At 36.9% G+C, this 13,245-nt stretch carries 10 protein-coding genes; 6 read left to right on the plus strand and 4 right to left on the minus strand.

Annotation, left to right across the window (positions count from 1 at the left end):
• Positions 1–8 precede the first annotated feature (8 nt).
• From RM573_RS14525 to RM573_RS14535, 3 genes are all read left to right on the plus strand, one after another.
• The gene (locus tag RM573_RS14525) at positions 9–1,451 is read left to right on the plus strand and encodes an alkaline phosphatase (protein ID WP_311583627.1); all 1,443 of its coding nucleotides are present in this window, start codon (positions 9–11) and stop codon (positions 1,449–1,451) included.
• 140 nt (positions 1,452–1,591) lie between these two features.
• Positions 1,592–2,506: an AraC family transcriptional regulator gene (locus RM573_RS14530; RefSeq protein ID WP_311583631.1), complete on the plus strand. Its 915-nt coding sequence runs from the start codon at positions 1,592–1,594 to the stop codon at positions 2,504–2,506.
• Positions 2,507–2,689: 183 nt separating this feature from the next.
• Complete coding sequence (locus RM573_RS14535) at positions 2,690–2,875, plus strand: hypothetical protein (protein ID WP_311583634.1); 186 nt, start codon at positions 2,690–2,692, stop codon at positions 2,873–2,875.
• A gap of 86 nt (positions 2,876–2,961) precedes the next feature.
• Here the strand turns inward: RM573_RS14535 and RM573_RS14540 are convergent, their stop codons facing one another.
• Positions 2,962–5,511, minus strand: coding sequence for a S9 family peptidase (locus tag RM573_RS14540; protein ID WP_432280245.1), 2,550 nt, complete (start codon positions 5,509–5,511; stop codon positions 2,962–2,964).
• Positions 5,512–5,883: 372 nt separating this feature from the next.
• Here RM573_RS14540 and RM573_RS14545 point away from each other — a divergent pair, with 372 nt between their 5' ends.
• The gene (locus RM573_RS14545) at positions 5,884–8,172 is read left to right on the plus strand and encodes a YgiQ family radical SAM protein (RefSeq protein WP_311583845.1); all 2,289 of its coding nucleotides are present in this window, start codon (positions 5,884–5,886) and stop codon (positions 8,170–8,172) included.
• Positions 8,173–8,276: 104 nt separating this feature from the next.
• On the opposite strand, the gene RM573_RS14550 is transcribed toward RM573_RS14545, so the two are convergent.
• Positions 8,277–9,569, minus strand: coding sequence for an ammonium transporter (locus RM573_RS14550; RefSeq protein WP_311583640.1), 1,293 nt, complete (start codon positions 9,567–9,569; stop codon positions 8,277–8,279).
• 35 nt (positions 9,570–9,604) lie between these two features.
• Positions 9,605–9,943, minus strand: coding sequence for a P-II family nitrogen regulator (glnK, locus tag RM573_RS14555; protein WP_311583642.1), 339 nt, complete (start codon positions 9,941–9,943; stop codon positions 9,605–9,607).
• Positions 9,944–10,267: 324 nt separating this feature from the next.
• Between glnK and RM573_RS14560 the strand changes: the two genes are divergently transcribed.
• Both RM573_RS14560 and RM573_RS14565 read left to right on the plus strand, forming a co-directional pair.
• Positions 10,268–11,875 carry an ABC-F family ATPase gene (locus tag RM573_RS14560; protein WP_311583645.1) on the plus strand — a complete coding sequence of 536 codons (1,608 nt, stop codon included), beginning with the start codon at positions 10,268–10,270 and terminating at the stop codon, positions 11,873–11,875.
• 69 nt (positions 11,876–11,944) lie between these two features.
• Positions 11,945–12,784: a 23S rRNA (adenine(2030)-N(6))-methyltransferase RlmJ gene (locus RM573_RS14565; protein WP_311583648.1), complete on the plus strand. Its 840-nt coding sequence runs from the start codon at positions 11,945–11,947 to the stop codon at positions 12,782–12,784.
• 110 nt (positions 12,785–12,894) lie between these two features.
• On the opposite strand, the gene RM573_RS14570 is transcribed toward RM573_RS14565, so the two are convergent.
• Complete coding sequence (locus tag RM573_RS14570) at positions 12,895–13,188, minus strand: hypothetical protein (RefSeq protein WP_311583651.1); 294 nt, start codon at positions 13,186–13,188, stop codon at positions 12,895–12,897.
• Between the last annotated feature and the right edge of the window lie 57 nt (positions 13,189–13,245).

Here is a 13,245-nt window from a genome sequence, read left to right on the forward strand (position 1 = left end):
AATTATTCATGAAAAAACTATTACCTACACTGTTAATTACTGCATTTGCAAGTGCTTGTAACGCGAATGCGCCTCTGAATGAATCAGAAATTAAGAGCAATAAGCCACCGATCAACAATGTCATAATGGTGATTGCAGATGGTATGGGGCCAGCATATATTACCGCTTATCGTAATTTTGCCGATGATCCAACAACTGAAGTTATAGAACGCACTGTTTTTGATAAATATTACATTGGAACTTCAAGTACTTACCCAGCAAAAGTTTCAGGTTATATTACCGATTCAGCTGCGGCGGCAACCGCTTTAGCTACGGGGGTTAAAACTTATAATGACGCAATAAGCGTTGATGTGAATAAACAACCATTAAAAACGGTACTAGAAAGAGCAAAAGAACTTGGCAAAAAAACTGGTGTTGTTGTCACGTCTCAAATTAACCATGCTACCCCCGCGGCATATTTAACCCATAATGAATTACGTGGAAATTATAATGACATTGCTGATAGCTATGTAGATAACGGTTATAAAGCTGATGTATATCTTGGTGGCGGCTGGCGATATTTTGTCCGTCAAGATCGCAATTTAGTGAATGAATTTAAAGCTGCAGGATTTCAATATATAGATAACTATCAAGGCTTAGAAACACTCTCTTCAGATAAACCGGTATTGGGTTTATTTGGAAAAACAGGATTGCCTTGGGCATTGGATGATAAAAATCCACATCGCCTTAAAACGATGACAATGTCTGCAATCAAGCAATTAGAAAGTTATCAACCAGAAAACAAGCAAGGTTTCTTTATGTTAATTGAAGCGAGCCAAGTGGATTGGGCAGGACACGCCAATGATATCGCCGCGGCAATGTATGAAATGGATGATCTGGCCAAAACATTCGAGTTTCTAGAACAATATGTTAAAGATCACCCTGACACGCTAGTAATTTTAACTGCAGATCATAGTACTGGCGGACTTAGCATTGGTAGAAAAACAGCGAAATCGAATCCAAATATAAGAAGCGGTTATTTATGGCAGCCAGAAATATTACGTACCATGACTTTATCGCCAGAAGCATTTGCTAAACAATTTGAAAAAAGCGATTTATCTATTCATGAAATGAGTGAGTTATTAAATTTTTCAGTAACTCAGCAAGAATTTGAACAACTACAATCCAGCAAAGCTAACGCTGCGGCTACCGTTGAAACTTTTCATAAAACTCCAAAAGAAAGCCGTAAAAGAAAATATCCACCAACCGTTTACAGACTAATAGCTGCAACACTTAAAAATATAATTGATGTAAGAACCAATACTGGTTGGGGCGGAATAAGCTCATCGTCAACTCATACCGGTGTAGATGTTCCTGTATATGTCATTGGTAGTGAAAAACAACGTTTTTCAGGGGCCATCGATAACACAGATATTGCGAAAGGTATTTTTTCGATACTTGAAGAAAAATAATCAAGCTTCGGTATAAGATCCCAACATCGATAAAAAAAGGTTAAACATGATGTTTAACCTTTTTTTATAGCAAGAATTGTCAGGTATTATTTTTCAAATTTTATTACTATGACAACATCTTCTTCAGAATTAATAACCACATGGCCAATTACCAACAACGCTTTGCATTAGTGCTCGAATATATAGATAAAAACCTTGAGGATCAGATCAATATCGATCAGTTAAGTAAAATGGCTTGCTTTTCACACTTTCATTTTCATCGTCAATTTAGTGCCTACATCGGCCAACCCGTTCATCAATTTATTCAGCAATCTCGACTCAACAAAGCAGCTTTTCAATTGGTTTATCGACAACAACTGACGGTAGGTGAAATCGCCGAAAAAGCCGCCTTTTCAAATAGCGAATCATTTTCTCGCGCCTTTAAACAGATGTTTAATCAAACGCCAAGTCAATATAGAAAAAAACCTGCATTGCAACCTTGGTTGGAAAATGACCACGGTAATTTACTTAACACGCTCCAAAACAAAAAAGCTCAACAACGAAAAGCGAGAGAAAATATGTATAATCATGCAACTAGCACACGTAACGACAACTCAATTTCAATCGTAAACTTTCCCCACACGACACTTGCCGTTTATTCACATGTTGGCTCTCCAAGTAAGATTATGGCGAGCGTACAACACTTTATTGCTTGGCGAAAAGCATATCACACGCCACCAAGTCATTCTAAAACCTATAATCTAGTTTATAATGATCCTAGCCACACGCTTGATGATGACTTTCGTTTTGATATTTGTGCGCAAACAGAAAAACCAATTGATAAAAATGAATATGGTGTTTTTAATTTAACTATCCCAGCTGGAAGGTGTGCTAAATATCGCCATATCGGATCCGATCGATTTTTAGCAAAGAGTTTTGATTTATTATATGGTCAATGGTTGCCTCAAAGTGGTGAGCATCTTAGAGATTTTCCCTGTATTTTAGAACGTGTAAAAATGTTTCCTGATGTCGCAGAATCGGAAACAATTATTGATATCTATTTACCGCTTTTATAAAGCCATTGTCATCTCAGCCCTTTAGAACTGAAATATTCTAAGCAATAACAGTACAACTGATATGAAACTAAGTTATGAAATATGTTAATAAAATAGCAATAAATTATAGTTAGAATTAAGCAAGCCTCTATAGATAGGTCTATAATAACAAAAGTTGTAGTTGTTATTGCAAGGAAGCAATGTATGAAGTCCTTACCTCTTTCTGTCGTCGAAACTTGGCTTTTTTTAGCTCAAACTCAAGATAACCAATTAGCACAAGCTAAATTCCGCGCTTACCAACAAATAAGAAAACAATTTGGCTCTATGGAATTAGCCCGGTTATATATCGAGCAACAAAAAGATCAACAAATAGAAGTCGTCGTCATTTAATATTTAGCTTATTGAAAACATAAAAAAACTCAACTCATAATGTGTAAACAATATTGAGTTGAGTTTTTCATAAGTACATTAATAATTTACAGCGTCGTTTCAAATAACTTAAAAATGCGACGGTATTCATCTAACCAAGAGCTAGGCTGTACAAAACCATGTGGCTCTACTGGGTAAATAGCCGTTTCAAAATTTTGTTTTTCAAGCTCAATTAAACGTTGAACTAAACGAACGGTATCCTGAAAAAATACATTGTCGTCAACCATAGGCGCATTGATTAATAATGGTTTTTCAAGTCCTTGAGCAAAATAAATAGGCGAGCTTCGTTCATAAGCTATCGCATCATCTTTCGGGGTATTTAATATATTCGAGGTATAACCATGATTATAATAAGCCCAATCTGAGACTAAACGAATAGCAGCACCGGCTTCAAATAAATCAGGCTCTTTAAACATTGACATTAACGTTAAAAAACCACCGTAAGAACCACCATAAGTCCCTATTCTTCTTCGATCAACATTAGCATTATCAATTAACCATTCAACGCCATCACGCATATCTTCTACTTCAGGTTTTCCCATATGGCGATATATAGCGGTGCGCCAATCACGTCCATAACCTTTAGAGGCACGGTAATCCATATCAATGACTACGTAACCTTTTTGTACTAACAAACTATGAAACATAAATTCACGGAAATAACCAGACCAGCCTAAATGTGAGTTTTGTAAATAACCAGCGCCATGGATAAACATAACCGCTTTATTTTTAGTTTGGTTTTGGTCATAGCCTTTCGGTAAATAAACACGTGAATATACAGGATCATCTTGATAAGAAGATGGTATTGCCACAACTGTGGGTGCAACCCAAGGCAAGCTTAAGAATTTTTCAGAAACGGTATGAGTAATGCGTTTTGCTTTGACTTGCTTGTCAATATTTTTAACATAAAGCTCAGGAGGCATAGTTACCGTTGAATGATTAATCAGTAATTTGCTTTCATCTGGGCTTAATGCGTAATCATTCATTCCACCTAAATCTGTTAAGGCAGTCATGTTTCCCGTATCTATCGCTAATTGATAAATTTCATAAATTCCAGGGTGTTTTTTGTTTGCCTTAAAGATAAAGCGCTTATTATCTTTGGTTAACGTAACATTACTTACTTCAAAGGCGCCAGAAGTTAATTTTTTAGGCTGCCCTTTTAATGATTTGGTATAAAGATGAGAATAACCAGACTCTTCTGATAAATAATAAAGGCTATTATTTATCCAACCAAATTCATTAAAAGCATAATTCACCCATGCATCATCATGTAATCGGTGTTGAGATACTAACTTGTTTTCTAATAAATTAACGGAAGCTAACCATCTGTCTTTGTTATCCCATGCTTCTAATAACAAGGCAACTTGCTTGCCATCCTTATGCCATTGAATAGCATTATTGGTTCTCATCACATGAATATTGCGCGGGGTGTTTTCGCTCTGATAAGTTTTGCCTACTTGGGCATGATTTTCAGTTTTAACATTGGCTAATACATCTTCATCAAAGCCAGGTAAACTTTGGTAACTTAACGGAAATTTCTGTCCTGATTTCAAATCGAGTAAAAACAATGTTTGGCTATATTGACGATTATCAGCAACTCTGTGACGTACTTTTTCTGGCTTAACATGCCCATCTTCAGCAATATAATTTGGCATAATATCACTAGCAGCACGACTTGATTTACTTTTCGCTATTGCCACCACCATTTTATCGCCACTTGGCGACAAACTCGCATGAACAACCCTGTTCCCTTCACCAAAGTAAAACTCACTTTTGGTGATAGTGTTATTTTCTGCTTTAAGCTTTTCGCTTTGTGCATTTTTTAATTGTTTATTGTGTTGAGTAAGCGCAATGTATTTCAATAATTTACTTTGCTCTTTCGCGATATAAGAAGTTTCTTTTTCACCCGTATCTGGTGCTTTTTTCATGATCAAACTAGCTAATTCAATAATTTTACTTGTGTTTACATCATGCTCAAAAAATTTATCACCAACCCGATAAGCCACATTGCCATTGCTCAAAAACATCGCCGAACGTTCTATCGCTGAGGTATAGGTAAGTTGTTGAACGAATTGATTAGCTAATTGTTTAAGAAAGACATTACCTTGGTAAACATAAACTTCATGTGTCCTTGCTCGGTTTAACTGTGCATTACGATCAGCATTGATATGCATATTTGACAGTTTAACTTTCTTACCATTACCTTCTGTTTGTAACGTTTTTTTCACCAGATCTCTGAGCGGATTACCTAATTGCTTTTGTTGATATAAAATGGTTTGACTGTCATCTCCCCAATACATACCTTCTGGAGATCGCCCCATCCAATCAGGATCTGCCATAATTTGTTCCAGAGTAATGGCATCATTACTTCTCAATTGAGAAACGGTTTGAGACTTAACAACATTCGCGACAGGTGATTTTGGCTCTTTTTCATGAAAGACAGCGCTCACAGCTTGTGTAACTGTGGTTTTACTTGCCGTACTGACAGATTCAGTTTGATTATCAAGGACGGCTTCCGCGGTTTGTTCACCTGTTGTAGTAGTGACACACCCCAACAAAGATAAGCTGATTGCAGCAGAGAGTATTTTTATTTTCATCATAATTATAAAACTTCATTTCATTAAAAAGCGATAAGAATAGTCAGTTAAACCTTAGTGACTTATTAGCCTACTTAGCTAAAACAGACTTTTCCTGTGTGAAAAAACATGATTAAAACCAGCCTATATTTTATTGCGTTATAAATGCAAGCTTTTGCGATTAAATCACAAATTTATCGGTTTATTCGCTTAATTTGATTTTTTAAAAACAGATGAGTGAAATCAGAAATTAGAGGACAATTCTCAAAGAATCCTCCTTTACTACTTATCCTTGTTCAAATTTAGATGATCTATAACCATTACAATAACTGTATGTTATAATGCCCTACGCTTTAATTTTCGAGATTTACACGTTTGATTGCTTCAACCCAAATGCCTGCCCAAGATTTATTTTCATACCCCAAATATTGGGCTGAATGCTATGGCACTGCTCCATTTTTACCTATGTCACGTAAGGAAATGGATGAATTAGGCTGGGACAGCTGCGATATCATTTTAGTGACTGGGGATGCTTACGTAGATCACCCAAGTTTTGGTATGGCAATAATTGGACGAATGCTTGAATCTCAAGGATTCAGAGTCGGCATTATCGCACAACCAGATTGGCATTCAAAAGATGCCTTTATGAAATTAGGCAAACCCAATTTATTTTTTGGCGTGACTGCCGGTAACATGGATTCAATGATCAATCGATATACGGCCGAACGAAGAATTCGACACGATGATGCATACACACCAAACGATGAAGGGGGAAAACGCCCAGATCGTGCAGTGACCGTATATACTCAGCGCTGTAAAGAAGCTTTCAAAGGCGTACCTGTCATCATTGGCGGCATTGAAGCAAGTTTACGACGAATTGCCCATTACGATTATTGGTCAGATAAAGTTAGACGTTCCGTGTTATTCGACTCGAAAGCCGATTTATTAGTGTATGGTAATGCCGAACGCCCACTGGTTGAGATTGCCCATAGAATAGCCACAGGTGAAGATGTAAAAGCCATTACTGATGTGAGAGGCAGTGCGTTTTTAGCCAGCCAAGTATTGCCAGGCTGGCACGGCATAGATTCTCGAAATGTAGATAAACCTGGAAAAATTGACCCTATTCATAGCCCGTATCAAGAAATCGATAACGCTAGTTGTAGTGAACAAAAAGCATCATCAGAGAATGAATCGTTAAACACAGATATAACTCAACAGGCACAACCTGTTCAAATAATTGATTTTAAAGCTAAATCACTGCAAAACAAATCATGGAATGACAAAAAGAAACCTTGGTTAAATACCTATATAAATTTGCCAACTTTTGAACAAGTCAAAGACAATAAGATTTTATACGCACACGCTTCTCGAATTTTTCATCAAGAAGTAAACCCTACTTCTGCCAAACCACTAGTACAAAAGCATGGCGATAGAATTATTTGGTTAAATCCACCAGCAACCCCGTTAACTGAAGCAGAAATGGATGGCGTTTTTGGCTTGTCATATCAACGAGTACCTCATCCGAGTTACGGTACCGCTAAAATACCTGCCTATGAAATGATAAAAACTTCCATAAATATTATGCGTGGCTGTTTTGGTGGTTGTACGTTCTGTTCAATAACAGAGCATGAAGGCCGGATTATTCAAAGTCGCAGTGAAGACTCAATCATCAATGAAATTGAAGATATTAAACAAAAAGTTCCGGGATTTACCGGGGTTATCTCTGATCTTGGTGGCCCTACGGCAAACATGTATCAACTGCGTTGTAAAAGTGAAAAAGCCGAAGCCACTTGTAGAAAGCCATCATGTGTTTGGCCAACGATATGTGGACATTTAGATACAGATCACACACCAACCATTAATTTGTATCGCAGAGCAAGAAAAGTTAAAGGGATAAAAAAAGTTTTGATTGCTTCTGGAGTCCGTTACGATTTAGCAATACAAGATCCTGAATATGTTAAAGAATTAGCAACTCATCATGTGGGTGGTTATTTAAAAATAGCCCCTGAGCATACCGAAGAAGGTCCGCTTAATAAAATGATGAAGCCTGGTATGGGCAGCTATGATAAATTTAAAGAAATGTTTGATCATTACTCTAAAGCAGCGGGTAAAAAGCAATATTTAATTCCGTATTTTATCTCTGCTCATCCGGGCACAACAGATATGGATATGGTTAATCTAGCGTTATGGTTAAAAGAAAATGATTTTAAGCTAGATCAAGTACAAAATTTTTATCCGTCGCCATTAGCAAATGCCACGACCCTTTATCACACTGAAATTGATTCATTAAGAAGAGTTAAAAAAGACAGCGAATCAGTGCCTATTCCCAAGGGTACTATACAAAGACGCTTACATAAGGCTATTTTACGTTACCACGACCCTGCTAATTGGGCATTAATTCGAGCAGCTTTAACTAAAATGGGTCTAGCGAGAAAACTTATCGGTTCTAAACCTGGTTGCTTAGTCCCACACGAAACACGTGGTGAAAAAGAGCAACTACATTATAAGAAAAATGGCAAAGGTAAAAACAATGCTTCAGGTTTGAAAACATCCCCAGGGCAAAAGAAAAACTCAACACATAAATATGGCAAGCCAGCAAATAGAGGTAAGCAAGGATTAACACGTTTTAGCGAAAATCAATTTGATGATAGAAAACCTAAAAAGAATCGTTCAAAAAAATAACTACACCTGCTGGTGAACGTTATTAAGGTGTTCAATCACTAAAAAAGGATACCCTTAGGTATCCTTTTTGCTTTTAAATCAACGTATGTTTAATTGAATAATACTTATAAATTATAACCTGACTCGTCATGCTCATTTAAATCTAAACCTGTGGTTTCTTGCTCTTCAGATACCCTTAGGCCATTAGTCATTAATGCCACTAATTTAAATAATAAATAAGACACTATCGCGGTATAAACAATTGTTGAAAGAATTCCTATCATTTGTACGGTAACTTGCTCAGCCATTGTAGAAATTCCCTCGGCAAAGCCATAGCCACTGAAAGCTCCTAACTCTGCTGAAGAAAAAATTCCGGCCAGTAACGTCCCTAAAATCCCACCAACACCATGAACAGGAAAAACATCGAGAGAGTCATCGATTTTTAGTTTTTGTTTAATATAAACCGTGGCATAAAAACACACTAAACCAGCTAATAAGCCAATGATTAGCGCTCCACCAGGTCCAACAAATCCAGAAGCAGGGGTTATCGTACCTAAACCGGCAACCATACCAGTAACAGCACCTAACACACTGGCTTTACCAAACTTTTTCCATTCAATAGCGGCCCAAGTTAACGCCCCCATAGACGCTGAAATATGGGTAACAAGCATCGCCATAGAAGCATCGCCTGATGCTGCTAATGCACTACCGCCATTAAACCCAAACCAACCGACCCATAATAGTCCTGCACCAGTTACTGTCATCGTTAAGTTATGTGGCATCATTGGCGTTTTAGGAAAACCCAATCTAGGGCCTAAAACAACCGCAGCAACAAGCGCAGCCACACCTGCGGTAATATGAACAACCGTTCCTCCGGCAAAATCATATAGTCCCATTTGAGCTAACCAACCACCGCCCCATACCCAATGAGTAATAGGCGCGTAAACAACCAGTAACCATAATGCAGAGAAAAGTAAAACGGCTGAAAATTTCATTCGTTCTGCAAATGCACCAATAATTAACGCAGGGGTGATCACCGCAAATGTCATCTGAAATAACATAAACAAACTTTCAGGAATATCACCACTTAAAGTGTTTTTATCAATACCTATCATCAACACTTTACTAAAATCGCCAATCCAAGCATTGCCTTCACCAAACGCTAAACTATAACCAACAACTAACCATAAAACGGATGAAATACTCGCAATGGCAAAACATTGCATTAAAATAGATAAGATATTTTTACGGCGTACTAAACCGCCATAAAATAAAGCTAGCCCGGGTAATGTCATCAATAACACTAGTGCGGTCGACGTTAATATCCAGGCGGTGTTTGCGCCATTTAAACTATTCTCAGTTGCTGAACTTGAAAAAGACAACAGTGAAAATAATGACAATAAAATAAATTTGATCATAAAGTTTTCCAGTTATATTTTGTTATTTTTGGCAATTAAAGTGCTTCTTCATCCATTTCACCGGTACGTATTCGAACGGCTTGTTCAAGGTTGGTAACAAATACTTTGCCGTCACCAATTTTACCTGTTCGAGCAGATGCAACGATGGTTTCAATCGTACGTTCAACAAGATCGTCTCGAATGCTAATTTCAATTTTAACTTTCGGAAGAAAATCAATGCTATATTCTGCCCCACGGTACAGCTCTGTATGACCTTTTTGACGTCCGAAGCCTTTTACTTCAGAAATAGTCATGCCATCAATACCAATTTCACTTAAAGCTTCTCTTACATCATCCAATTTAAAAGGTTTGATTATGCTAGTTATTAATTTCATTTGTTCACCTTTAGTGCGCACTAACTTATTGAGATTTAATTTTCACGACAACATGCACAATTTAAGCCCATTTTTTTAAAAGTTAAATTTCAATAACTTAGCCAAAAACAGAGCCAAAACAACACATTTTATCGCACCACATTTGTGCACCAATAAACAGTAACTCTCTTTCTTGGTGCGAAATTGAATAAGAACGCTCAATTATGGTGATATTTAAGTTGTGCCTTATAATTTAAAATTGTTGCTCGCTTAATGACTTCATCATCGGCTCTCTGTATAATCGCGCGCATTAACTCTTCAGGTATATCATTAGGTAAATTTTTCATGTTAAGTGCAAATAACATTACTCAGCAATTCGGTGCGAAACCTTTATTTGAAAACATCTCTCAAAAATTTGGTGGGGGTAATCGCTACGGTTTAATCGGTGCAAATGGTTGTGGTAAATCAACTTTCATGAAAATTCTTGGCAACGATCTAGAGCAAACAAGCGGCAATGTCAGTTTAGATCCTAACGAACGTATCGGTAAATTGCGCCAAGATCAATTCGGTTTTGAAGAATACACGGTTGTTGATACCGTGATTATGGGGCATAGCGAACTTTGGGCGGTAAAAGAAGAGCGAGATCGTATATATGCTTTACCGGAAATGAGTGAAGAAGATGGGATGCGCGCTGGAGATCTTGAATCTGAATATGCTGAAATGGACGGCTATAGCGCTGAAAGTCGCGCCGGTGAACTATTAATGGGCGTTGGCATTCCTGTAGAGCAACATTTTGGCTTAATGAGTGAAGTTGCCCCTGGTTGGAAGTTACGTGTTCTTCTTGCACAGGCACTCTTTTCTGATCCTGATATATTATTATTAGATGAACCAACCAACAACTTAGATATTCACACAATACAATGGCTTGAAGAAACACTCAATGAACGTGATTCAACCATGATAATTATTTCGCACGATCGTCACTTTTTAAATAGTGTTTGTACTCATATGGCTGATTTAGACTATGGTGAACTTCGTGTCTTCCCCGGCAATTATGATGAATATATGCTAGCGGCAACACAAGCGCGCGCACAATTATTAGCCGATAATGCCAAGAAAAAAGCTCAAATTGGTGAATTGCAAGCCTTTGTAGCACGCTTCTCAGCAAATGCTTCTAAAGCGAAGCAAGCAACTTCTCGCGCGAAGCAAATTGATAAAATTCAATTAGCGGAAGTCAAAGCATCAAGTCGAGTAAATCCGTTTATTCGTTTTGAACAAGAGAAAAAACTCTTTCGCAACGCCTTAGTTATCGAGCAAATGAGTAAAACATTTAACCCTGGAAGCGACGAAGAAAATCATGTTTTAAAAAACCTTGATTTAATGATTGAAGTGGGCGAACGAGTAGCAGTAATTGGTGAAAATGGTATAGGTAAAACCACCTTTTTACGTACTTTAATGAACGAAGTAGATTACCAACCAACATCGGGACAATTTACTTGGTCTGAAAATGTAAATATTGGTTATTACGCGCAAGATCATGCTCATGAATTTGAAAATGACATGACTTTATTTGAATGGATGAGTCAGTGGCGTCAACCAACTGATGACGAACAAGCGGTGCGTGGTTATCTAGGGCGTTTATTATTTTCAGCTGACGACATTAAAAAGTCAGTTAAAGTATTGTCAGGTGGTGAACAAGGTCGAATGCTCTTTGGTAAGATCATGATGCAACGTCCTAATATTTTGATTATGGATGAACCAACTAACCACATGGACATGGAATCGATTGAATCATTAAACATGGCAATGGAAAAATTTGAAGGAACAATTATTTTTGTCAGCCATGACCGAGAGTTTGTATCGAGTATTGCAACTCGAGTCATTGAGTTAAAAAACGACGGTTACGAAGATTTTGCCGGGACTTATGATGAGTACTTAGCTAGTCAAGAATAACGAATAAATTAACGAATAAGCATACAACTACCTTGTATGCTTTTTTCTATAATGAGATAAGGATCACTTTTGCTTAGTTATCGTCATGCCTTTCATGCAGGAAATTTTGCCGACGTTTTAAAACACTCTGTCTTGACTTTAGTTCTTGAGTATATGACAAGAAAGGAGAAAGGCTTTTATTACATTGATAGCCATTCTGGTGCGGGTATGTATTCGTTAGCCGATGAATATGCACAAAAAACCGGAGAATACAAAAACGGAATTGCAAAACTCATTAATCAATCCGATGTACCAGAAGTACTCAGTGATTATATCAATATGATAAAGTCTTTTAATACAGAAACCGAGTTAGATTATTATCCCGGCTCTCCTGCAATTGCAAAATACTTTGATCGCCGCCAAGACAGTGCACATTTATTTGAACTACACCCTACTGATATTCAATTATTATCTGAATTTTGCCAACGTTGGCATAAATCACATGTAAATCAATCTGATGGTTATCAAGGTGTGTTAGGTTTACTACCACCACCAAGTAGACGTGGCGTGGTATTAATTGATCCTCCGTATGAGTTAAAAGAGGATTATGTCAAAGCAGTAAAAACCATTATCAATGCCTACAAAAAATTTGCCACTGGTACATATATTTTGTGGTATCCCGTTGTAAAACGAGAGTTAATTGTGAAAATGCAAAAACAATTTCATCAAAGTACAGTAAAAAATGTTTTACAAGTTGAATACTGCCAATATAAAGATACCGATGAATATGGCATGACTGGTACCGGATTATTTATCGTTAATCCTCCTTGGCAATTAAATAATCAATTAGCTGAGATTTTACCCTTTATCCAAGAAAAATTAGGGAATACAGAAAGTCATTTCGAATTAGAACAACTCATTGAAGAATAAAGTTAATCATACGTTATTAGCACCCATTAAAAAGCTCAAATACTTTGATATTTGAGCTTTTTAATCTGATTAATAATAAAGCGTTTTAAATTTAAGGAATAACGATAACGTTAACCGGTTTGTTGGGAATTAAAGAAATCTAACGCATTTTCTTGGCTTTTTTCAATAACAGTGACAGCGACTTCCATCCCGTCTACTGTCCATTTGTCATTAAGATCATTATATAGCACTCTGGCTATTAACGTTTTCAATGAATCATCGCTATAACTCACGATCATATTACAAATATGATTGTGAACTTGTTGATAATCTGGAATTGCCACATGTACAGGTTCGATTTTTTTACCTGTTAATGTTCTTTTTTGATACCAATCTTTAGGTATTATTTTAAACTCCCTAGCCATATAAAATCCTTTTTAAACGGTAATACAAACTCCACTATAATTAATCATAGCTGATAT

The organism is Thalassotalea castellviae, assembly GCF_031846185.1.
Classification (GTDB): Bacteria; Pseudomonadota; Gammaproteobacteria; order Enterobacterales; family Alteromonadaceae; genus Thalassotalea_H; species Thalassotalea_H castellviae.